At 65.1% G+C, this 22,932-nt stretch carries 22 protein-coding genes; 14 read left to right on the top strand and 8 right to left on the bottom strand.

From position 1 onward, the window contains the following. Positions 1-64: 64 nt before the first annotated feature. The 5 genes from QD356_RS14560 to hemC all read right to left on the bottom strand — a co-directional run bounded on the left by QD356_RS14560 (position 65) and on the right by hemC (position 5,803). Complete coding sequence (locus QD356_RS14560; RefSeq protein ID WP_159055812.1) at positions 65-649, bottom strand: DUF2780 domain-containing protein; 585 nt, start codon at positions 647-649, stop codon at positions 65-67. A gap of 519 nt (positions 650-1,168) precedes the next feature. Next, the gene (locus QD356_RS14555) at positions 1,169-2,392 is read right to left on the bottom strand and encodes a heme biosynthesis HemY N-terminal domain-containing protein (RefSeq protein ID WP_043333341.1); all 1,224 of its coding nucleotides are present in this window, start codon (positions 2,390-2,392) and stop codon (positions 1,169-1,171) included. Then, positions 2,389-3,960 carry a uroporphyrinogen-III C-methyltransferase gene (locus tag QD356_RS14550; RefSeq protein WP_225996604.1) on the bottom strand — a complete coding sequence of 524 codons (1,572 nt, stop codon included), beginning with the start codon at positions 3,958-3,960 and terminating at the stop codon, positions 2,389-2,391. Before QD356_RS14550 ends, QD356_RS14555 begins: the two co-directional genes overlap by 4 nt. Further along, the gene (locus QD356_RS14545; RefSeq protein WP_192839078.1) at positions 3,961-4,845 is read right to left on the bottom strand and encodes a uroporphyrinogen-III synthase; all 885 of its coding nucleotides are present in this window, start codon (positions 4,843-4,845) and stop codon (positions 3,961-3,963) included. Between the two features lie 10 nt (positions 4,846-4,855). Further along, entirely contained in the window at positions 4,856-5,803 is a 948-nt protein-coding gene (hemC, locus tag QD356_RS14540; RefSeq protein WP_043333340.1) for a hydroxymethylbilane synthase, read from the bottom strand. 275 nt (positions 5,804-6,078) lie between these two features. On the opposite strand from hemC, the gene argH reads away from it, so the two are divergent. The 8 genes from argH to QD356_RS14500 all read left to right on the top strand — a co-directional run bounded on the left by argH (position 6,079) and on the right by QD356_RS14500 (position 13,280). After that, positions 6,079-7,473 carry an argininosuccinate lyase gene (gene argH / locus QD356_RS14535; RefSeq protein ID WP_043333338.1) on the top strand — a complete coding sequence of 465 codons (1,395 nt, stop codon included), beginning with the start codon at positions 6,079-6,081 and terminating at the stop codon, positions 7,471-7,473. An 80-nt stretch (positions 7,474-7,553) separates the two neighbouring features. Further along, positions 7,554-7,775 (top strand): lipoprotein, encoded by a 222-nt coding sequence (locus tag QD356_RS14530; RefSeq protein WP_225996603.1) that lies wholly within the window; start codon positions 7,554-7,556, stop codon positions 7,773-7,775. A 60-nt stretch (positions 7,776-7,835) separates the two neighbouring features. Further along, entirely contained in the window at positions 7,836-9,107 is a 1,272-nt protein-coding gene (gene lysA / locus QD356_RS14525; RefSeq protein ID WP_043333334.1) for a diaminopimelate decarboxylase, read from the top strand. Further along, positions 9,107-9,937 carry a diaminopimelate epimerase gene (gene dapF / locus QD356_RS14520; protein WP_192839077.1) on the top strand — a complete coding sequence of 277 codons (831 nt, stop codon included), beginning with the start codon at positions 9,107-9,109 and terminating at the stop codon, positions 9,935-9,937. The genes lysA and dapF overlap by 1 nt, the downstream gene beginning before the upstream one ends. Positions 9,938-10,017: 80 nt before the next feature. Then, entirely contained in the window at positions 10,018-10,809 is a 792-nt protein-coding gene (locus QD356_RS14515; RefSeq protein ID WP_192839076.1) for a DUF484 family protein, read from the top strand. Next, a complete protein-coding gene (locus QD356_RS14510) occupies positions 10,806-11,885 on the top strand; it encodes a tyrosine recombinase XerC (protein WP_192839075.1) in 1,080 nt (359 codons plus the stop codon). Before QD356_RS14515 ends, QD356_RS14510 begins: the two co-directional genes overlap by 4 nt. Then, positions 11,882-12,601 (top strand): HAD family hydrolase, encoded by a 720-nt coding sequence (locus QD356_RS14505; protein ID WP_192839074.1) that lies wholly within the window; start codon positions 11,882-11,884, stop codon positions 12,599-12,601. The genes QD356_RS14510 and QD356_RS14505 overlap by 4 nt, the downstream gene beginning before the upstream one ends. A gap of 268 nt (positions 12,602-12,869) precedes the next feature. Further along, on the top strand, positions 12,870-13,280 hold the full coding sequence (locus QD356_RS14500; protein ID WP_192839073.1) for a hypothetical protein: 411 nt from the start codon (positions 12,870-12,872) through the stop codon (positions 13,278-13,280). A gap of 143 nt (positions 13,281-13,423) precedes the next feature. Here the strand turns inward: QD356_RS14500 and yihA are convergent, their stop codons facing one another. After that, positions 13,424-14,113 (bottom strand): ribosome biogenesis GTP-binding protein YihA/YsxC, encoded by a 690-nt coding sequence (yihA, locus tag QD356_RS14495; RefSeq protein WP_054556430.1) that lies wholly within the window; start codon positions 14,111-14,113, stop codon positions 13,424-13,426. 410 nt (positions 14,114-14,523) lie between these two features. Between yihA and QD356_RS14490 the strand changes: the two genes are divergently transcribed. The 6 genes from QD356_RS14490 (at position 14,524) to QD356_RS14465 (ending at position 20,890) form a co-directional block, all read left to right on the top strand. Continuing rightward, on the top strand, positions 14,524-15,171 hold the full coding sequence (locus tag QD356_RS14490; RefSeq protein WP_347882118.1) for a c-type cytochrome: 648 nt from the start codon (positions 14,524-14,526) through the stop codon (positions 15,169-15,171). 277 nt (positions 15,172-15,448) lie between these two features. Further along, on the top strand, positions 15,449-16,093 hold the full coding sequence (locus QD356_RS14485; protein ID WP_043333328.1) for a thiol:disulfide interchange protein DsbA/DsbL: 645 nt from the start codon (positions 15,449-15,451) through the stop codon (positions 16,091-16,093). A 92-nt stretch (positions 16,094-16,185) separates the two neighbouring features. After that, a complete protein-coding gene (locus tag QD356_RS14480; RefSeq protein ID WP_225996620.1) occupies positions 16,186-16,923 on the top strand; it encodes an endonuclease/exonuclease/phosphatase family protein in 738 nt (245 codons plus the stop codon). A 664-nt stretch (positions 16,924-17,587) separates the two neighbouring features. Beyond that, positions 17,588-18,157, top strand: a complete 570-nt coding sequence (locus QD356_RS14475) for a TRAP transporter small permease subunit (protein ID WP_043333327.1) — start codon at positions 17,588-17,590, stop codon at positions 18,155-18,157. After that, a complete protein-coding gene (locus tag QD356_RS14470) occupies positions 18,157-19,563 on the top strand; it encodes a TRAP transporter large permease subunit (protein WP_192839071.1) in 1,407 nt (468 codons plus the stop codon). Before QD356_RS14475 ends, QD356_RS14470 begins: the two co-directional genes overlap by 1 nt. Before the next feature lie 280 nt (positions 19,564-19,843). Next, positions 19,844-20,890, top strand: coding sequence for a TRAP transporter substrate-binding protein (locus tag QD356_RS14465; protein WP_225996619.1), 1,047 nt, complete (start codon positions 19,844-19,846; stop codon positions 20,888-20,890). Between the two features lie 100 nt (positions 20,891-20,990). On the opposite strand, the gene dtd is transcribed toward QD356_RS14465, so the two are convergent. Next, positions 20,991-21,440 (bottom strand): D-aminoacyl-tRNA deacylase, encoded by a 450-nt coding sequence (gene dtd / locus QD356_RS14460; RefSeq protein ID WP_192839069.1) that lies wholly within the window; start codon positions 21,438-21,440, stop codon positions 20,991-20,993. 140 nt (positions 21,441-21,580) lie between these two features. Next, the gene (locus tag QD356_RS14455) at positions 21,581-22,855 is read right to left on the bottom strand and encodes a TRAP transporter large permease (protein ID WP_054556427.1); all 1,275 of its coding nucleotides are present in this window, start codon (positions 22,853-22,855) and stop codon (positions 21,581-21,583) included. Between the last annotated feature and the right edge of the window lie 77 nt (positions 22,856-22,932).

Here is a 22,932-nt window from a genome sequence, read left to right as displayed (position 1 = left end):
GGCTCGGGGGCGTTTTCATGTGCGGGCTTAAAATGCAGCCTCACACCTCATGCACGAGGCTGGCTCAGGAGCCGGTGCCCCACATGCTGGACAGCGAGCTCAGCAGCGTCGAGCTGACGCCTTCGCCGCCCATGTAGCTGAGCAGCACCGGCGCGAACTGGGAGACCATGCTGCTGTCCATGCCCAGCGCGGAGAAGGCGCTGTCCAGAGACGCGCTGTCATCGACATTGCCGACGGTGCTGGCCAATGCCGTGGCATTGTCGTTGCCGCTCAGGCTCGCCAGACTGGAGAGCGTGGACAGCGAGCTGCTGCTGGTCAGGCTGGACAGCTGCGGCACGTCGGTGGACAGCTCGGAGGTCGCGCTGGTGCCAAGCTGGGACTGGGCCAGTGCGAGCATGGCAGCAGAGCCACCCAGTGCCTGAGTGGAGGACACACCCAGCTGGGAGGTCAGGCTGGACATCAGGTCGGCCGCCGGCAGGGACTGGCCTGTCTGGCTGCTCAGCATGCTGCTGGCAAGGCTCATCATGGAGCTGGACGAGCTGGAGGAGCTGGCGGCGTTGCTGGAAGAGCTGTTACCGGTAGCGGCACAACCGGCCAGTGACACGGCCAGTACAGAGGCGCCCATCAGGGCCAGGGACTTATGCAACATGCAGACTCCATCATCGCTTGGGGAAACGGACCGGACTCGGCCCGAAGATGCACCACGTGCATGGGCGCATCCGACACGCAGAATCATCGCACGGAGGAATCGCTTCCAGCCAGCGCCACACGCTCACGCTCCGGCCGTGAAGGCCCGGACGCATCGTTGCCGGATCAGCAACGAGAAATCCGGCAACGGCCATGCCCACGCCAGCATGCACCCGCCGACATCTCACGGCGGCGTGCTGACAGGGCGAAAGCCTGGGCGAGAATGCCCACAGCGCCCGTCATACGGGCAAAAAGAAGGGCATCCCGTCACACAGCGTGTGAACGTGGATACCCCGGAGAGAAACCTGCATCACCGGCCGACAGCGCGACCGGTGCAATTGGGCAATACCTTTCATCAAACAAGGAAACATCGTGCAAGCCGCCGAGTGTCTTGTCCGCCAGCCCTCATGACGCCTGGCATGCCCTGGTTGGCACTAGGCGGCTGGCGCTCGACGGTTGACTGACACTCGGCGGCCACCCCTCAGGCGTTGTCCTTGCTCGGCTGCGGCAGGGCCGGCAGTGAGCGATCCAGCAGCTCGACGCTCTGACGGTAGTAGAGCTGACTCTTGTTGTGCTCGCCCAGGTTGGCGAACAGACGCGCGAGTTCAGCACACACCGTACCGCTCGGACGCTGGCGCTGGCTAGCCTCGAAGTACTCCTGAGCCTTGCCCCAGCTGGCGTTTCGCAGTGCCAGACGGCCCAGCGACAGCAGCAGGTCCGGATCATTCGGACGCTCCTGCAGCCACTTCTCGGCATACACCAGCTGACGCGGTGCATCCACGTCCAGTAGCCCGTAACGCAGCACCAGACGCGAATCCCAGCACTCCTTGAGGGAGTGACGCAGCAGACGCTCGGCCAGACCTTCCTGACCACCGGCGATCAGCGCCTCGGCGTAGAGCGCGACCAGATTCACGTCGGTACGCAGGTGGTCCGGCATGTCGGCCCACAGGTTGCGCACGCGCTCGATGTCTTCCGGATTGCGCGCGGCCTGCTGGATCAGCGCCACATAGGCACGCTGTTCCAGCTCCTTCTTCTCCTCGGGGGAGATGAGGTCCTGCTTGTCGAGACGCGGCATCAGACGACGCAGACCATCCCAGTCATTGACCGCCAGATAGGCCTGCTTGAGCAGCTTGAGCACCTGCGGGTGCTCGCCCAGCTGCTTGTCGAGACGCGTCAGGGTCGCCAGTGCCTGTTCATGCTGCTGGCGGTCCAGCATCAGCTGCGCCTGCACCAGACCCACGGCACTCTCGGAGCCCTGGGTGGACTCGTGCGCCCGCTTGAGCAGCGTGTCCGCCTGCTCGAAACGTCCCTGATAGTGCGCGGCCAGGGCGGCGGACAGGTAGTTGACCAGCGGCGTGCTGGAATCTTCCGCCGAGTGGGTCAGCGACTTCTCGGCCCGCTTCCAGCGGCCTTCGGCCAGCGCCACCAGACCCCGTACGGTCTTGCGCGTGGCATTGCGGTGACGGGTACGGCTGTTCCACACCTTGAGGCGGGAGAACGGATGCGCGAAGCGCGACAGCAGGCGCAGACCGAAGTGCAGCACCACGAAGCCCGCGAACAGCAGGATCAAGCCGAACCAGAAGGAGGTCTGGACCGAGGTATCGCCGACGCGAATCAGCCAGTAGCCCGGGAAGGCCTGCATCAGTTGCCCGAACAGGGCACCGATGGCCAGCCCGATGATGATCAGCAGTATCAGGACTCTCATGCGTTGCCACCCCCTTGCTGGGCGCGACGCTCGATCAGCTCACGCAGCTTGCTCAGAGAGGCGGAGATGTCAGGCAGCTCCGGACGGATGGTCTTGCTCTTGAGCTCTTCCAGCTTGGCGACGGCATTCTGCACGCCATCGGTCTTGGTGTCGTAGTAGCCATTGACCAGCGTGATGGCCTTGTCGATGGCGGCCTGGTAGAGCTTCGGCTCTTCCTTGAGCAGCGCCAGCTGCGCCTGCTCCAGCACCAGACGCACGTTCTGACGCAGGTAGGACTCCTGCTCCGGCGTGATCAAGGCTTCCAGTGCCTCGTCATGACGACGCACGGTGACCAGGTCCTTCAGCTCGTTGCCGAAGCGGGCCAGCTGCTGCTGCCAACCGCCTGTCGGCGCTGCGTCGTTCTCGACCTTGGCGGCGATCTCGGCCACGTCCTGCTTGAGCGGCAGACGCGCCAGCTGTTCCTGCTCGGCGAGCAGCGCCAGATAGATACCGCTGCGATCGACGCGTGGCACGCTGTCCAGGCTGGCCAGCTCGGACTGGATGGCCTTGCGCACCGGCAGCAGCGCCGGGTTGTTGGCCGCCGCGATACGCGCATCCGCGTTCTCGAGCAGCGCATCGGCACCGTTCACGTCACGCTCCAGCTGCAGACGCTGGTTGGCGAGGCGCAGCAGATACTCGGCTTCCGCGTAGTGCCAGTCACGCGCGTCGGTCTGCTGGGACTTGCTGAGCTCCTCGAGCACCTTGTTGAGGGCCTGCTCGGTGTCCTGGCTTTCGCTGGACAGGCGCTTGTCGAGCTCGCTGACGCGGGATTCATTCTTCTCGAGCGTGCTCGACAGGCCATCGACCTTGCTGGAGACCTGGCCGACCTGCTGGGTCACGCTCTCGCTGACCTGCTTGTCGAGGCCCTGGGCATCCGGCAGCGCATTCAGACGCTGCCAGCCGAACCACGCCAGCACCGCGACCACGATGGCCAGCAAGATGACGAGAATCAGCGCGATGCTGCCGGCCTTGCTCTTCTTGCCCTGCGGCTCACCGGGCGGCGGCGTGCCGGGCGCCGTCGTGCCACCCAGGCCTGCACCACCCGCGCTGGCCGTCTTGCCAGCCGGCGTGGAGGGCTTGCCGGGAGTCGCCTTGCTGGAAGAGGCCTTGCCAGCACTCGGCTTGGCGGCAGACGCCTCCTTGGCGGGTTCGCTACGCTCCGGAAGCGGCGATTTTGCGCCGGAAGGCGTCGATGCGTTGTCGTCTGAAGTCTGGCTCACGGGCGTGGACTCACTGGCAGTGGAGGATGAGGTTGAAGAGGAGGAGCTGCCCTGCCCCTTGCCACGCCCACGACGATTGCGCCCACCTCGCGAGCGGCGCTCGCGCGGGGCATCAGCCGTGTCGGATGACGAGGAAGAGGACGAACGGGAGGCCTCGGCGCCAGGGCGGCCAGAGGCAGTGTCATCGGCGGAAACGCCGGAAGCGGAAGAAGCATCTGATGCGCGAGCGGCAGCATCCTTGTCGCCCGACTTGCCGGGCGTCATGCCGGCAGAGCCGTTATCTTCCTGATCGTGTTCTCGGTTGCTCATCTACGCTTGCCCTTTTCCGGATTCTTGGGAATCGATGGCCTCACGCGGACCAGGCGCAGTGGCGCCGGTCACTGCATGGCGAGTCTTGATGATGGGGGCGCAGGCGCGAAGTACTGCCTGCGTCAGGGCCCCGGGTGAAGCGTCCTCGGCGACCGTCACGCGCTCGAAACCATGAGCGTGTGCCAGTGTAGCCAAACGGTAGCTCGACACGATTAGCGGTTGGTGCAAGGCCTGCGGCGTCACTGATGCCATCACCGTCTCGAGCAGTTCATTGCTGGTCACCACCATTGCATCATACGCGCCCGCCGCCAGACGGCCAGCCTGTTGCGGCGACAAAGCCAACGGAAGGCGTCGATAAAGTGCCAGACGCGTGACCTGAGCGCCCCGTGCCACCAGCGTCTCTTCCAGCAGCGGACGCCCGCCTTCACCGGCCACCAGCAACCAGCGCTGACCCGCAAGCGCCCTGAGCGATGGCAGCGACAGCAAGGCTTCGCTGGTGGTGCCGACCGGCGCATCGCGCTCGCCATGCTCACCGCGCGTGGCGCGCGGCGGAACACGCACCGGCACGCCCAGCCGCGAATGCAGCACTTCGGCCGTGGCCGCGCCGACAGCATAGAAGCTGACGCCTTCAGGCAGCTGTGGCCACCACTCCTCCAGCCAATCGGCCAGATAGCCGGCGGCCTGGGGCGAGATCACGATCACGCCGCGATACAGATCGACATCGATGATCGCCTGGCGCGCGGCGGGTTCCAGCGGCAAGGCCTCGAGCGCCATCAGCTTGAGGCATTCCACCTCGCAGCCGGCCTCACTCAGCATCGCATCGAGAACCGCTCCGCGCGAGCCCGGCCGCGTCGTCAACACCTCAAGACGCGACGCCTTTGCCATCGCTGACACCTCAGCCACGAGCGTCGCCGTAGACCGCCGCCAGAATCTCGCCGGCACCCTGGGAGAGCAGGTCTTCGGCAACGGCGACGCCCAGCGCCTCCGGGGCATCGGACGGGCCACGCGCTTCGGCGCGCAGGATGACCGTCCCGTCGGGGTTGCCGACCAGCGCACGCAGCCACAGCTGGCTGCCGCCTTCCTCGAGCACGGCATAGCCGCCGATCGGCACCTGACAGCCACCTTCCAGATGCGTGTTCATGGCGCGCTCGGCCAGCACGCAACGGCTGGAGTCTTCATGGGCCAGCGGCTCGAGCAGCGCAAGAATCTCCTCGTCCTGCAGGTTGCACTCGATACCGAGCGCGCCCTGGCCACAGGCTGGCAGGCAGGTCTCGGCGTCCATCTCGGCGGTGATGCGCGCATCCAGCTCGAGGCGCTGCAGGCCGGAAGTGGCCAGGATGATGGCATCGAACTCGCCGGCATCCAGCTTGCCGAGACGCGTCTGGACATTGCCGCGCAGGCTCAGCACTTCCAGGTCCGGGCGTGCCGCCTTGGCCTGCAGACCACGACGCAGGCTGGAGGTGCCCAGGCGCGCGCCCTGCGGCAGGGCATCGAAGTTGGCACAGGTGTTGGACACGAAGGCGTCGGTCGGGGCGTGACGCTCAAGAATCACCGCCAGTCCCAGCGACTCCGGAAAGTGCATCGGCACGTCCTTCATGGAGTGCACGGCGATATCGGCGCGACCGTCTAGCATCGCCTCTTCCAGCTCCTTCACGAACAGCCCCTTGCCGCCGATCTTGGCCAGCGGGGTATCGAGAATCTTGTCACCACGCGTCGACATCGGCACCAGCTCGACGCTCAAGCCAGGATGCAGGGCCTCGAGTCGCGCCTTGACGTGTTCGGCCTGCCACAGGGCGAGCAGGCTCTTGCGGGTCGCGATACGCAGAATCTCACGGCGGGGCACGGCATTCTCCTTGCTGGCGCGCAATGCACGCCATCTGATTCGAAGTTGTTGAGCAAACCTGACTGACGAACAGCGCTGCCCTCTGATGACACTTATCATAAAGCCAGTCACCTCAGGGGGAAAATCCGTGGCACGCTTTCCTGCGATCCGCCGGACTGGCCGCGGCCCCTCGCCCACGCGCAGGAGTCTGGTACACTCCAAGGTCAACGATACCGGCTGCGCGACCGTGCACCGGACGCCGAACTCTGGACACGTCACCACAATTCGAGATCCCGATGAGCGAATCTACCAATCAGTCCTGGGGCGGCCGCTTCAGCGAGCCGACCGATGCCTTCGTGGCACGTTTCACCGCCTCCGTCGATTTTGATCAGCGCATGGCGCAGCACGACATCCAGGGCTCCATCGCCCACGCCACCATGCTGGCCGGTGTCGGCGTGCTGAGCGAAGAAGAACGCGACGTCATCATCGCGGGACTGAAGGAAATCAGTGAAGAGATCGCGCGGGGCGAATTCGAGTGGTCCGTGGCACTGGAAGACGTGCACATGAACATCGAGGCACGCCTGACCGCCAAGATCGGCATCACCGGCAAGAAGCTGCACACCGGCCGTTCACGCAACGACCAGGTCGCCACCGACATCCGCCTCTATCTGCGTGACGAGATCGACGCCATCGACGCCGAACTGACGCGTCTGCGCGAAGGCATGCTGGGGCTGGCCGAGCAGGAAGCCGACACCATCATGCCGGGCTTCACTCACCTGCAGAGCGCTCAGCCGGTCACCTTCGGCCACCACCTGCTGGCCTGGCAGGAAATGGTCGCCCGCGACCAGGACCGCCTGCGTGACTGCCGCGTGCGCATGAACGTGCTGCCACTGGGCGCCGCGGCGCTGGCCGGTACCACCTTCCCCATCGACCGTCACGTCACCAGCGAGCTGCTCGGCTTCGACCGTCCGACCGAGAACAGCCTCGATTCGGTTAGCGACCGTGACTTCGCCATCGAATTCACCAGCTTCGCCAGCCTGCTGATGATGCACCTGTCACGCATGAGCGAAGAGCTGGTGCTGTGGACCAGCGCCCAGTTCGACTTCATCGACCTGCCTGACCGCTTCTGCACCGGCTCCTCCATCATGCCGCAGAAGAAGAACCCGGACGTGCCGGAGCTGGTGCGCGGCAAGACCGGCCGTGTCTATGGCCACCTGATGAGCCTGCTGACCCTGATGAAGTCCCAGCCGCTGGCGTACAACAAGGACAATCAGGAAGACAAGGAGCCGCTGTTCGATACCATCGATACCGTGCGCGGCAGCCTGCGTGCCTTCGCCGACATGATTCCGGCGATCCGCGCCAAGTCCGACAACATGTACGCCTCGGCCAGCAAGGGCTTCGCCACCGCGACCGACCTGGCGGATTACCTGGTGCGCAAGGGCGTCGCCTTCCGTGATGCCCACGAGATCGTCGGCAAGTCCGTCGCCTTCGGCATCGAGCAGCAGCGCGACCTGTCCGAGATGACCCTGGCAGAGCTCCAGCAGTTCTCCGACACCATCGAGCAGGACGTCTTCGACGTGCTGACGCTGGAAGGCTCCGTCGCAGCGCGCAATCACATCGGTGGCACCGCGCCGAACCAGGTCCGCGCTGCCGTGCAGCGTGCGCGTGACGCCCTGGCCTCGCGCGCCTGATCATCCTCTTTCGGGCCTGGTCGCCACCCATGGCAACCGGGCCCGCATCGCTCTATCGCTTGCTGCCAGGAGGCCGCCCGATGTGTCATCTGATGAGCCAGTCCGCCCGTCATACCCTTCGCACCCTCGCGGCGCTGCTGCTGGGTGCTGGCCTGCTGGCCGGCTGCGGCCAGAAAGGCCCGCTCTATCTGCCGGCGGACGCCGATGCCGGTGGTCAGCGTGCCGAAGCTCCCGCGCCGGCCGCTGACGCCTCCGAGACAGAGAGCACCGCCGCTGCCGAGACTTCCGGCAGCGACGCCTGAGCCCCCTTATTCATCTCCGGCGGGTGATGCCCGCCGGCGCGACATCTTGCAGGCCGGATCATGGATCACTTCGTTTATCAGGATGGCGTGCTGCACGCCGAAGACGTCTCGCTCGCCACGCTGGCCGAGCAGTTCGGCACGCCGTGCTACGTCTACAGTCGTGCCACGCTCGAGCGCCACTTCAAGGCCTATCAGGATGCGCTGGGCGACCACCCGCATCTCATCTGCTATGCCGTGAAGGCCAATTCCAACCTGGCGGTGCTCAATGTGCTGGCACGTCTGGGCGCCGGCTTCGACATCGTCTCCGCCGGTGAGCTGGAGCGCGTCATCAAGGCCGGCGGCGACCCCGCCAAGGTGGTGTTCTCCGGCGTCGCCAAGCAGGCAGGCGAGATGGAGCGTGCGCTGGAGCTGGGCATCAAGTGCTTCAACGTCGAGTCGCTGCCGGAGCTTGAGCGCCTCAACGCCGTCGCCGGCCGTCTCGGACGCGTCGCGCCGGTGTCACTGCGCATCAATCCCGACGTCGATGCCGGCACTCACCCGTACATCTCCACTGGCCTCAAGGCCAACAAGTTCGGCATTCCGGTCGAACAGGCGCTGGAGGTCTACGAGATCGCCAACGCCATGGAGCACGTGCAGGTGGTCGGTGCCGACTGCCATATCGGCTCCCAGCTGACCGAGCTGGCGCCCTTCCTCGATTCCCTCGAACGCCTGCTGGTGCTGCTGGATCGCCTGCGTGAACGCGGCATCGTCATCGAGCACCTCGATCTCGGCGGCGGCCTCGGCGTGCCCTACCAGAACGAGACCCCGCCGGAGCCCTTCGCCTACGCCAGCGCTCTGCTGGAGCGTCTGGCCCGCTATGAGCACGGCAGCGAGATGACGCTGCTGTTCGAACCGGGCCGCTCCATCGCCGCCAACGCCGGCGTGCTGCTGACCCGCGTCGAATACCTCAAGCCCGGTGAAGAGAAGAACTTCGCCATCATCGATGCCGGCATGAATGACCTGATCCGCCCCTCGCTGTACCAGGCGTGGCAGAACATCGTCACCGTCGATACGCGCGAGACGCGCAAGTCCGCCAGCTACGATGTGGTCGGCCCGGTCTGCGAGACCGGTGACTTCCTCGGCAAGGACCGCGAACTGGCCATCGCGCCGGGCGACCTGCTCGCCGTGCGCTCTTCCGGTGCCTACGGCTTCGTGATGGCCTCGAGCTACAACAGCCGCTGCCGTCCTGCCGAGGTGATGGTAGATGGCCCCGAGATGCACCTGGTGCGTCGTCGCGAGCGCCTCGAAGAACTGTGGACCGGTGAGCAACTGCTGCCGGAAGGTGATGCCTGATGCTGGTGAACTTCACCAAGATGCACGGACTGGGCAATGACTTCATGGTCATTGACCTGATCTCGCAGCGCAGTCGCCTGCGCGATGCCGATATCCGCCGTCTGGCGGACCGCAACTTCGGCATCGGCTTCGACCAGCTGCTGGTGGTCGAGCCGCCCCGCGACCCGGACATGGACTTCCGCTATCGCATCTACAATGCCGATGGCAGTGAAGTCGAGAACTGCGGCAACGGGGCGCGCTGCTTCGCGCGCTTCGTGCGTGAACAGCGCCTGACCACCAAGCGCGAGATTCGCGTCGAGACGGCCGGCGGCCCGCTGACCCTGGTCGTGGCCGAAGATGGCCGTGTGCGCGTCGACATGGGCGCGCCGCGCTTCGCCCCCGCCGCGTTGCCCTTCGAGGCCGAGGCCGACCTGCCGGTGCACACCCTGGACATCGACGGCGAGACGCTGGAAATCGGCGTCGTCTCGATGGGCAACCCCCACGCAGTGCTGCTGGTCGACAGTGTCGAACAGGCCCCGGTGCTGACGCTGGGCCCGCTGATCGAGGCGCATCCGCGCTTCGCCAAGCGCGTCAATGCCGGCTTCCTCGAGGTCGTCTCGCCGCATGAAGCGCGCCTGCGTGTCTTCGAGCGCGGTGTCGGCGAGACGCTGGCCTGTGGCACCGGCGCCTGTGCGGCGGTCGCGTCCGGCATTCGCCGTGGCCTGCTGGCAAGCCCGGTCAACGTCACGCTGCCCGGCGGTACCCTGAGCATCGAATGGGCTGGCGACGGCCAGCCGGTATTCATGACCGGCCCCGCCGAGACCGTATTCGAAGGCCGCATCATCCTGTAGAGCGCCAGCCCCAGCCGAGGGACGCTGCCGGAAACATGGCCGACAGCGCCCCGCTGCCAACCGTCCGCAAGGAGTCCCACATGGCCGAGTCACCCGTGTCACGTCGCCCGCGCACGCTGGACCCGGATCGGGTCGCCGAATGGCTGGCCACGCATCCCGATTTCTTCGAGGGGCGTGAAGGGTTGCTGCAACGCATGCGGGTGCCACACCCGGAAGCGCGCGGCGGCAGCATCTCGTTGCTGGAGCGGCTGGTACATGATTTGCGCGGGCGGACCGATCAGGCAGAAGAGCGCCTCGAGGAGTTGTTGACCGCCGCGCGCGACAACGAGAGTCGCTATCAGCGTCTGCGTCAGCTGGTGCTGGATCTGCTCGATGCCGAGTCCGATGATGCGCTGGCCGAAACGCTGGCCACGCGTCTCAGCGAGCTGTTCGACATCGCGGCCGTCTGTCTGTGGCAGCGCGATGCCGGTGCCTCTGCACAGCCACCGCGCCAGACGCTCGACGATGCGCGCGGCGAGCAGTTCGAGCGCCTGCTCGAGGGGCGCGCCAGCCGCTGCCTGGCCATGCCGCGCACGCGCTGGGAAGCCCTGCTGCCCGACCATCAGTGGCCACTCGGCGCCGACTGCGCAGACCTCGTCGATGCCAGCCAGGCCGATGCCACGCGCGGCTCCGCCGTCATCGTGCGCCTGACCCGTGGCGAGTGCCTGGGCTATCTGGTGGTGGCGAGTGCCGATGCCGAGCAGTTTCGTGCCGGTCTCGACACCCTGTTTCCCGAATACCTCGGCGACGTGCTGGCCCGCTGCCTAGGGCGCGATGTCCCGGGCCAGGCGCCACTGCGCTCCTCGAGCCGTGACGACCAGGCCAGCCGATGAGTCGCCTCGAGTCGGCCCACGGCGCCTCAGCGAACAGCGCCGCAGCGAACAGCGCCGAGCGTGTTGCCGCCGAGCAGGCGCTGTCCGCGACCTGTCGGAAATTTCTGGCCGAGCTTGCCCTCGACAGCAGCCACGCGACCGTCAGCGCCTACGCGCGTGATCTGCAGGCGTTGACCGCTTTCATGCTGCGCCCCGCAGCGGACAGCAGCGTCGCTCGTGCAAAGGACGCGCCGCCCCTGCCGCAGGATTGGCAGGCGCTGGACGTACCGACGCTCAGGCGTTTCCTGGGTGCCGAGCGCAGTCGTGGCCTCGCGCCGCGCTCATTGGCGCGGCGGCGCGCGGCGATCAGCCGTTTCTGTGGCTGGTTGGTCGAGCAGGATGTGCTGCCACACAACCCGGCGGGGCTGGTGCAGACCCCGCGCCTGCCGGACCATCTGCCACGCCCGGTGGATATCGACAGTCTGGCGCGCTTTCTCGACTGCCCACATGACGGCACGCCGCTGGCGATCCGCGATCAGGCAATGCTGGAACTGCTCTACGGCGCGGGCTTGCGTCTCTCGGAGCTGGTCAGCCTCGACCTCGACATGCTGGAAACCCGCCGCCTGCGCGTACGCGGCAAGGGCGACAAGCCCCGCCAGCTGCCGATCGGCTCACGCGCCCGCCAGGCGCTGGATGCCTGGCTGGTGGTGCGTGGCCAGCTCGCCGCCCGGGACGAGCCGGCATTGTTCGTCGGCCAGCAGGGGCGTCGCCTCGGTCAACGTGGGGTTCAGCTCAGGCTGGTGACGCAGGCGAAAGAACGTGGCCTGCCCGAGCATCTGCACCCGCACCGCCTGCGCCACTCCTTCGCCAGTCATCTGCTCGAATCCAGCGGCGATCTGCGCGCCGTGCAGGAACTGCTGGGACACGCCCACCTCTCGACCACCCAGGTCTATACGCGCCTCGACTGGCAGCAACTGGCCAGCGCCTATGATCAGGCGCACCCTCGCGCCCGCCGCCAGCGCGGATCAGCGACGGCAACGTCAGACACCGACGCCACCTCCCCTATTGATGCCCCACTCAAGGATGACACCCTGTGACGCCTGCCAACGCGCCTCGCCTGACGGCCTTGACCTTCGATCTCGATGACACCCTGTGGGCCAATCGCGCGGTGATGGAGCGCGCCGAGGCCGAGCATTACGCCTGGCTGGATGGCGAGATCGGGCATGCCAACGATTTCCCCCTCGAGGAATACACGCGTCGTCGCATGGCGCTGGGGCTGGAGCACCCGCTGCGCCGCGGTGACTTCACCTGGCTGCGCCGCGAGGCCATGCACGCCATGCTGCGCGATGCCGGGCATGATGATGAGCAGGCGGGCCACTGGTCACGCGCCGCCATCGAGCGCTTCCTGGCGCTGCGCCACGAATTGACGCCCTTCCCGGAAGCCAGCGAGCTGCTCGACTCCCTCGCCCGCGATTACCGTCTTGGTGCCATCACCAATGGCAATGTCGACCTGGCTCGCCTCGCGCTGGATCATCATTTCGAGTTCAGCATCGCCGCCGGCGAATGGCTGGCGCCCAAGCCGGATGCGCGCCCCTTCCTCGCCGCCATGGCACGCCTGGGCAGCCGCCCCTCCACCACCCTGCATGTCGGTGACTCATGGAAGGAAGATGCCTTGCCTGCCGCGCGCCTGGGCATGCAGGCCGCCTGGATCGACGTCAAGGGCCAGGGCGCACCGGGCCCCGTCCCGGCAGGCGTACATGTCATCTCGCATGTCCGCGAGCTGCCGGCGCTGATTGCACGCCTGAATGACTGAGTGACGGAATGAGTGAGTGACGGTGCAAGTGGCGGAATGACTGAGTGTGGGAATGACTGAACGACCGACGGCTGAGGCTCAAGGTGTGGCGCGCCTGATGCGCCTGGTGTGCCCAATGGCTGAGTGAATTAAAACTTGTACAAAAATGACGCCTCAACCATATTTCATGTACAAGTTTCTCAGCGTCGTCGATATTGAACCCTGTCTGGGGTTCCTGAATCTGCGCTGGGAGATGCCTGCCACCTCGACCTCAAAAGGAGAGGCCAGCATGAGCACCCACTCACTCCCGCGCTACCGTGTGTCATCTTCCTCTCCCCAGAGGCCGCCCCTGCATGGTGAAGGCGAGCAACGCGCGCCGATCATGACGCCCTCGCGTCAGACCAGCCGCGCCCTGCTGAAAGGCGTCGCCATCGTGCTGGCATCCGCGTTGCTGGTCATCGTGGCGGTCTACAGTGGGCGTGCCAGCCTCGCGACGCTGCAATCCGGCGTGCAGGAGGCCCCGGCAGCCTCACCACAGGAGGCCATGCGCAGCCTGCTCGTCCCCAGCGAGGCCGTGACGATGCCAGAAGTCGTCGAGCCCGCGGCAAAGGTGCCGCATATTCTCTCGGCGCCCAGGGAGACGAGCTCTCTGACCCGCCTTGACCCCATCAGCAGCGCGCCGCGCAGCCTGTTCATGTGAGTGGGCCTTGGGGAAGGGCAGCAGTGCAGATGTGAGTGACAGCGTGCCTGTCGTAACGCAAACGGCCACCCCGAGGGGTGGCCGTTTCGTCATGCAAGGTGGCGTAGTTCGAGGATTCGCCCCAAATCGCCTTACCCCTTCAGTCAGTCGTCGAAGGGGTCCTGCGGTGCCTCATCGCCCGCCATCTCTTCCACGCCATCCATCACCGACGGGTCCGCCAGCCACTCGTCGAGCTTGGCATGTACCTGCTCGACACCAGAGTACTTCAGCGACGAGAACAGCTGCACGGTGACCAGGTCTTCCCACTCCTTGAGCGCGTGGCGCACCTTCTGCAGGCTTGCCGCAGCAGGCCCGCGCTTCAGCTTGTCCGCCTTGGTCAGCAGGATATGCACCGGCATCTTGGCCTCATCGGCCCAGCCCAGCATCATCTGGTCGAATTCGGACAGCGGATGGCGCACATCCATCAGCAGCACCAGGCCCCGCAGCGACTGGCGGTTGCGCAGGTAGTTGGACAGATGGGACTGCCACTCGCGCTTCACCTTGTCCGGCACCTTGGCATAGCCATAGCCGGGCAGGTCGACCAGATGGCGGCCCGTTTCACCGATGGTGAAATAGTTGATCAGCTGGGTGCGGCCGGGGGTCTTGGAGGTACGGGCCAACGCCTTCTGCGAAGTCAGCGCATTGATGGCGCTGGACTTGCCGGCATTGGAGCGACCCGCGAAGGCCACTTCGGCACCCACGTCCGTCGGGCACTGGGCCAGAGTCGCGGCACTGATCAGGAAGCGCGCCTGACGATAATGGAGCTTGGGGGTCGAAGGAGCTGATTCGGCCATGGGAGTTCTGAATACCTGTTGAAGGCGGACGTCTCGCCCGCGCGACATCACGAGAGAGCAGAAGAAACGACCGGTGTAACGAAAAAGAGTGCCGCATGCCCTGCCATCGGCGCTGCAACTTGCCGACGACAGCGGGAAGATGCTCTGGATTACTGCGATGACACGACTGGCGACAGGCACGCTCACGCGCCCTGAGGGGATTCGCTATACTGCCTGCAAGGTCAGCATGGCGATCATGAGGCCTAGTGTACCACCCTGCTCTCACGGGCTGCGAGAGTGGGGTGCACTTCTCACCGCGCGCAGCACGGCGCGGGCACCGGGGAAATGACAGAGGCCACCATCCACGCCGGATGATACAAGCCCCGAACGGGCCTCTTCGTGAAACAGGGACCAGTGAAATGGATGAGCTGATGAGACCAAGGCAGATCCCCGAGCGCCCCTTGCGCCTGCTGCTGGCAGTTGCTGCCACGACGCTGGCCGCCACCTTGCCGACGGGGGCCGCCGCCGAGTCGCTGGTCGGCGATGCCGCGGCAGGCAAGGCCAAGGCTGCCGTCTGTGCTGCCTGTCATGGCGCCCAGGGCATCTCGCCGACGCCGGCCTTCCCCCATCTTGCTGGCCAGCAGGCCCACTACCTGCGCAAGCAGACGGCCGACATCCGGGATGGTCGCCGCTCGGTGCCGCAGATGGCCGGTATCGCCGACAACCTGAGCGATCAGGACATCGCCGATATCGCGGCCCATTACGCCGCGCAGCCTGCCAATCGCGGCCAGGCCGAGCCAGAGGCGGCCCGTGCAGGCGAGGTGCTGTATCGGGCCGGCTCGCTCGAGCGCGGCATCGCGGCCTGCACAGCCTGTCATGGTCCGCGTGGTGAAGGCATCGACTCGGCAGGCTATCCGGCGCTGGCCGGGCAATTCCCCGCCTATACCGTGACGGCGCTCAAGGCCTTCCGCGACGGCAGCCGCGACAACGACCCGAACGCCATCATGAGCAGCATCGCCGCGCGCATGAGTGACAGCGACATGCAGCAGGTGGCCGAATATCTCCACGGCCTGCGCTGAGGCATCCGTTCAGCCGGTTGTCGCGTATGACTGACTTGATGACGACCGGCACCAGCACGCCATTCACGGGGCGTGATCGAGCGACGCCTTGTACGGCGCGTGATCGAACGGCGTTCATCCAACGGTCAACCTTGTCACGCTAGGCTGGCCCGACAGTGATCCGCCGTGTCCCGCCCGGCAGTCTCGACAGCAGTGGTGGCTGACACGCATACTCGATGCATCACTAATGTTGCCGGGTATCATGCCCGGGCATGCCTCAATCCGATGGAGATGTTCCATGAAGTGGAAACCCCTACTGACTCTGGTGGCGGGCCTTGGCCTGTCAGCAAGCGTGTTCGCCGCTGAAGCTGGCAAGGACTACCAGGTACTCGACGAGCCGGTGAAGACCGACGCGCCGGCGGGCAATGTCGAAGTGGTCGAAGCGTTCTGGTATGGCTGCCCGCACTGCTACAAGCTGGAATCCAGCCTCGAGCCGTGGGTCGACGAGCTGCCGAGTGACGTGACCTTCAACCGTCTGCCGGCCACCATGGGGCAGGACTGGGTCAAGCACGCCTATGCCTTCTATGCCGCCAAGGACCTGGGCATCCTCGACGAGACCCACAAGGCCTTCTTCGATGCCATCCATCAGGACCACCAGCGTCTGACCGATCCGGATGATATCGCCAAGTTCTACAGCGACTACGGCGTCAGCGAAGAAGACGCCAAGAAGTCTCTGACCTCCTTCGGCGTGAAGAGCCAGGTCAATCAGGCCCACGCCCAGATGCGCGCCTACAAGATCATGGGCGTACCGGCACTGATCGTGGATGGCCGCTATGTCATCTCGCCGAGCACGGCTGGCTCACTGCAGAACATGCTCAAGATCACCGACGAGCTGGTCGAGCAGGTGCGTGAAGAGAAAGCCGGCAGCAAGGACGCCGCTTGATGGCAGCGGCTGCTGACCCAGTGGCCGCCAGCGCCGCGGGAGGTGCCGGACTCGACGAGACGGCACCTCCCCTGCGTCTGCTGACCTTCAACATGCAGGTCGGTATCCATACCGCGGCGTGGCATCACTACGTCACCCGCGGTTGGCAGCATGTGCTGCCACACCCGATGCGCCGCAAGCGTCTGGAGCTGATCGCCGCCGCCATCACGCCCTACGATATCGTCGGGCTGCAGGAAGTGGACGGTGGCAGTTTCCGCTCCGGCAACGTCAATCAGGTCGATTCACTGGCCGAGACGGCCGAATTCCCGCATCGCTATCAGCAGCTCAATCGCAATCTGGGCCGCCTGGCTCAGCACAGCAACGGCCTGCTGTCGCGCCTGCCGATCAGCCATCTCGAAGAGCACAGTCTGCCCGGTACGCTGCCGGGACGCGGAGCCATCCATGCCCGCTTCGGCGAAGGCGAACACGCCCTGCATGTCTTCGTGACCCACCTGGCACTCGGTGCCCGTATCCAGCATCGTCAGCTGCAGTACCTCGGCGAGCTGATCGCGCCCCTCAAGCATGTCATCGTGATGGGCGACCTCAATTGCACGCTGGCCCAGCTTCGTCAGCACAAGGCGTTCAGCGAGGCACTCGACTCCCGCCCCAGCAAGGCCATCAACAGCTACCCGGCCTGGCAGCCACGCCGTGGGCTCGACCATATCCTGGTCTCCTCGACGCTGCGCTTGAGCCACCCGACCACGCTGTCGCACCTGTTCTCCGACCATCTGCCGCTTGCGGTAGAAGTCCATCTGCCAGCCGCATGCCGCAAGGCGATCGGGCTCGCCTGACGCCTGTCTCTCTTGCATAGGCATCTCTGACGCCTGCCCCTCGGATATCGATCCCTCGCATATCGCCCCTCTGCTGCCTGGCTCTCCCACCTGGCTCTCCCACCTGGCTATCCCGCCTGACTCTCCCGACCCAGGCTTCCCTCAGCTACGGCTTGCCGGCAGCTGTCTGCGCCATGATGCTCACCCCTGCCGCCGCGTCTGCGGCGCATCGCTTGCGGGCTGTTGGATGCGCATGACGCGATCTGCCGCGCCCTTACTTGCCCGTTTCCTTGCCTGCCTGACGGTATTTTTTCGCCTATCTCACTGTAAGCAAAGACAAAAACCGCCTGTCAGACCAATGATCCATTTGTTGTTGCGGCGCCGCTCGCTACTCTTTGTCTGCCAATGACGTGGATTAATCGTTGACTTAGCGATGACTGATGGCATGCCGTATCCGAGCGACGTCACTTACAGGGATGAAGCGTGGAATAGCGTTGTTCAAAGCGATGCCATCACGGCTTGCTGGACACCGCGACTGACCACAACATGAGCAACATCTGAATTGGCGACCTTGCCAGCAATCGCTTGCAACACAAGCGCTTGGCAAAGACACAGCAGACGCTGTCGGCAAAGCAACAACAACACCAACAATCATCACCTGCTACCCGCAGGCCAAGGGGACTCCATGTCTGCCAATGCCTCTACCCCCGGCTGGCTCACAGGGCTCGACCGCATGACCGAGGGGCTGGGACGCTGCGTGTCCTGGCTGGTCGTCATCATGATGCTGGTCGAATTCACCATCGTGATGCTGCGCTACGCCTTCAACATCAACAGCATCCCCATGCAGGAATCCGTGATGTACATGCACGCGGCCGTCTTCCTGCTCGCCGCCAGCTACACGCTCAAGCACGACGGCCATGTGCGGGTGGATATCTTCTATCAGCGCATGTCGCACCGCGGTAAGTCGTGGGTCGATCTCGGCGGCACCCTGTTCCTGCTGTTCCCGGTGATGACCTTCATCCTGCTCTCCAGCCTCGGTTACGTGGGCGATTCCTGGGGCATCAAGGAAGCCTCGCCCGAATCCGGCGGCCTGCCGGGCGTCTACCTGCTCAAGACCCTGATTCCGGCCATCGCCATCCTGATGATGCTGCAAGGCGTGGCGGAAGCCGGCCGCCATCTGCTGTTCCTGATGGGCCGCCTGCCCTCTCCGCATGCGAGCGATGACACCCCTGACCACGATGAGGAGCTGGTGTAATGCTCGAGATCATGCCACTGCTGCTGTTCGTGTGTATCTGTATCGTCTTGATGCTGGGCTATCCGGTGGCGCTGTCACTGGCCGGTACCGCGCTTGCCTTCGCCGGACTCGGCATGGGGCTGGATGCGCTGGGCATTACCCAGGGCGTATTCGATGCCAGCTTCCTGTCCGCGATGCCCAACCGCCTCTACGGCACCATGACCAACCAGACCCTGCTTGCCGTGCCATTGTTCGTGTTGATGGGCGTGCTGCTGGAGAAGTCCAAGGTCGCCGAGACGCTGCTCGACGCCATGGCACTGATGTTCGGCTCGCTGCGTGGCGGGCTGGGGATTTCCGTGACCATCGTCGGCATGCTGCTGGCCGCCTCCACCGGTATCGTCGGCGCGACCGTCGTCACCATGGGCCTGCTGTCACTGCCGACCATGCTCAAGCGCGGTTATGACCCGTCACTGGCCACCGGCGCCATCTGTGCCACCGGCACCCTGGGGCAGATCATCCCCCCATCCATCGCGCTGGTTCTGCTGGGCGACGTGCTGTCTTCCGCCTATCAGCAGGCGCAGCTGTCGATGGGTATCTGGAGCCCGAAGACCGTCTCGGTGGGTGACCTGTTCATCGGCGCGCTGATTCCGGGCCTGATCCTGGTGCTCGCCTATATCGTCTACATCGCCATGGTCGCCTGGCTGAAGCCGGATAAGGCGCCGGCCGTCGATCGGGATGCGCTGATGGAAGAGCTGGGGCATACCGGCAGCATCTTCTGGCTGCTGATGAAGGGGCTGGTGCCGCCGATCGTGCTGATCGTCTGTGTGCTCGGCTCGATTCTCGGCGGTCTCGCGACCCCGACCGAAGCCTCTGCCGTGGGTGCCTTCGGTGCGCTGATGCTGGCCCTCGCCAACCGCAAGCTGAGCCTGAAGACCCTGACGGAAGTGGTGCGCTCCACCACCAATGTCACCTCGATGGTGTTCCTGATCCTGATCGGTGCCGCGCTGTTCTCGCTGGTGTTCCGCGGCTTCGGCGGCGAAGAGGTCGTCACCGAGATCTTCGAGAACATGCCCGGCGGCGTCATCGGTGCCACCCTGGTGGTGATGCTGGTGATCTTCCTGCTCGGCTTCATCCTCGACTTCATCGAGATCACCTTCGTGGTGGTGCCGATCGTCGGTCCGGTGCTGCTGGCCATGGGCCTCGATCCGATCTGGCTGGGCATCATGATCGCCATCAACCTGCAGACCTCCTTCCTGACGCCGCCCTTCGGGTTCGCGCTGTTCTACCTGCGCGGCGTGGCGCCCAAGGAAGTCAGCACCAGCCAGATCTACAAGGGTGTCGTGCCGTTCATCCTGATCCAGCTGTGCATGCTGGGCGCCCTGGCCGCCTTCCCGGGGCTGGCGACCTGGCTGCCGGCCCAGTTCTAGGCCACGACTGACGAGACAGCACAAGGACAGAGCACGGACAGAACAAATACAGAACACGGACAGAACAAAGACAGAGCAGCAACTGAATTGGCGGGGCCTGCCCCGCCAGCTGATGGGAGAGCCGCCAGTCGGCTCATGCAGATGCATCATATCCGGGGGTCGTTCGCGGCCCACCTCTTGCCCAGCGCCAGTTCATGACCGGTGCACAACAACAATCGGGCACTTCAAGGAGCATGCCATGCAACTCAACAAACTCGCCTTCGGCATCGCCGTCGGCACCATGACCGCCATGGGCACCCTGCCGGCCGTCGCCAACGCCGCAGATACCTTCACCTGGAAGATGGTCACCTCGTGGCCGAAGAACTTCCCGGGGGTGGGCCAGGGGCCGGAACGCCTCGCACGTCTGGTCGATGAGATGTCCGACGGCCGTCTCAAGATCAAGGTCTATGGCGCAGGCCAGCTGGTCCCGGGCTTCGAGGTCCTCGACTCCGTATCTTCCGGTACCGCGCAGATCGGCCACTCGGCTTCCTACTACTGGAAGGGCAAGGCGCCGGAAGCCCAGTTCTTCGCTGCCGTACCCTTCGGCATGACCGCGCAGGAAATGAACGCCTGGCTGCATTACGGCGGCGGTCTGGAGCTGTGGAACGAGGTCTACGACAAGTTCGGCGTCGAAGTCATGGCGGGCGGCGCCTCGGGCGTGCAGATGGGCGGCTGGTTCAACAAGGAGATCAACTCGGTCGCCGACCTCGAAGGTCTGAAGATGCGTATCCCGGGTCTGGGTGGCGATGTCATGCAGCAGATGGGCGTGGCGACGGTCAGCATGCCGGGCGGCGAGATCTTCACCTCGCTGCAGTCCGGGGCCATCGATGCCACCGAGTGGATCGGTCCGTACAACGACCTGGCCTTCGGTCTCTATCAGGCCGCCAAGTATTACTACTATCCGGGCTGGCACGAGCCGACCGTCACCTTCGAGGCCATCGTCAATGACGACGCCATGGCCGAGCTGCCCAAGGACCTGCAGGCCATCCTGCGTTCCGCGGTACGTGACGTGAACCAGGACATGCTCGACGAGTACACCGCGCGCAACAACGACGCCCTCGAGACACTGCTCAACGAGCACAAGGTCGAGCTGCGCCGCTACCCACAGGACGTGCTCGACAAGGCGCGTGAGCTGTCCGGCGAAGTGGTCAAGAAACTCGGCGACTCCAATGAGCTGGCAGGCCGCATCTACGAGTCCTACACCACCTTCGAAGGCAAGGTCGAGAAGTGGCATGAGGTCTCTGAGCAGGCCTACCTGAACGCACGCAACCCGGAAGGCGTGCAGTAAGACTGCGTTACCTGCGCCGCGCTCCCGCGAGACGGCGCAGTCCCGTCATCCAATGCTTGCAGCCGCCCCCCTCGGGGGCGGCTTTTTTGGGTCTGCGCGATCAGCTCTCGAGCAGGAAGGTCACCGGCCCGTCATTGAGCAGCGAGACCTGCATGTTGGCGCCGAAGCGTCCGGTCTCGATCCCCACCCCGAGTTCCCGCCCTCGCTCACGCGCCTTGTCGACCAGATAGGTGAACAGCCGCTCGCCCTCCGCCGGTGGCGCCGCCGAGGAGAAGCTGGGGCGCATGCCGCTGCCGGTGTCCGCCGCCAGCGTGAACTGCGAGACCAGCAGCAGACTGCCGCCCGCCTGCTGGACGTTGAGGTTCATCTTGTCGTTCTCGTCACCGAAGACGCGGTAATGCAGCAGCTTGTGCAGCAGCTTGTCGGCACGCGCCTCATCATCGCCCTTCTCGACGCCCACCAGTACCAGCAGACCGCCCCCGATGGCGCCGACGCTCTCGTCCTCGACCACGACTTCCGCCCGTGTGACGCGCTGGATCAATGCTCGCATGCCGCTTGCTCCTTCAAGAGATGGATGATGTTCATGACATTTCGTGTTCGGGAGCATACCAGACGCGAACGCCCCGCAGACTGAGCCTGCGGGGCGCGACAGGTGTTACCTGAGGGGGCGAGCTGCTAGTTGGCGAGCTGCTAGTTGGCAAGGCTCGGCAGGAACAGCGCGATCTGCGGGAACAGCATCAGCAGCACCGTCGCCAGCAACAGCAGGGCAATGAAGGGTGGCGTCCCCCGGATGACCTCCATGTACGGTTTTCGGAACACCGCCACCGCCGTGAAGATGTCACAGCCGAAGGGCGGGGTCGCCGAACCTATCGCCGCCTGCAGGGTGACCAGGGTACCGACCAGCACCGGGTCCAGTCCGGCGGCATCGACTGCCGGCGCAAACACCGGTGCCAGAATCAGGATCACCACGATGGGGTCCACGAACATGCAGCCGACGAAGTAGGCCGCCGCGATCACCGCCAAGAGCGCCAGCGCATGCTCCGACAGGTAGGGGATGTAGCCGCCGAGGATGGCATCCGGAATCTTGGCGAAGGAGATCATCCACGAGAAGCCCGCACCCGCCGCCACCAGGATGAACACCACCGCGGTGATCAGCCCCGTGGAGAAGGCCACACTGGGCAGGTCCTTCAGGGTCACGCCGCGATAGATCAGCATCTCGAGAATCAGCGCGTAGATCACCGAGACCGTGGCGGCCTCCGTCGGCGAGAACATGCCCGAGTAGATGCCGCCGATGATGATCACCGGGAAGCCCGCCGGCAGGCTGGCGCGCTTCAAGGCCTTGAGGCGTGCGGGCCAGTCCGCCTTGGGCTGCGGAGCGATGCCCAGCTTCCACGACTTCCACATGCAGTAGAGCGAGAACAGCACCAGGATCATCAGCCCCGGGCCGATACCGGCGATGAACAGGTCACCCACCGAGGTACCGGTCGCCACGCCGTAGATGATCATGCCGATGGAGGGCGGAATCAGCAGCGCGATATCGGAGGCATTGATGATCAACGCGATGGTGAACTTGTCACTGTAACCGGCTTCCAGCAGCCGCGGGCGCAGCGGGCGCCCCATCGCCACCACCGTGGCCTGGGTGGAGCCGGACACCGCGCCGAACAGGGTACAGCCCAGCGCGGTGGTCACCGGCAGGCCGCCGCGCCAGTGGCCGACGAAGCGCTCGACCAGATCCAGCAGGCGCTGGGCAGTGGAGCCCTTGAGCATGATATCGGCCGCCAGAATGAACATCGGCACCGCCGTCAGCACCACCGGCTGCAGGCCACCGATCATCTGCTGGATCACCAGCTCCGGCTTGAGGAAGGGAAAATCGCTGAACAACAAGAAAAAGGTGCCGACGCTCAATGGCACCATCATGGGTACCCCAAGCAACAGCAGCCCCACCATCACGAGCAGAATCCACATCGCAGCTTCCGTCCCTGGGTCAATGAAGTGTGATCAATCATCTATCGAGGCATCGAGAAGACATTCCCGACGCAGTG

It is taken from the genome of Cobetia sp. 2AS (assembly GCF_029846355.1).
Classification (GTDB): domain Bacteria; phylum Pseudomonadota; class Gammaproteobacteria; order Pseudomonadales; family Halomonadaceae; genus Cobetia; species Cobetia amphilecti.
The sequence above is the reverse complement of the archived record's forward strand: the minus strand, read 5'-3'. Positions and strand labels throughout refer to the sequence as shown.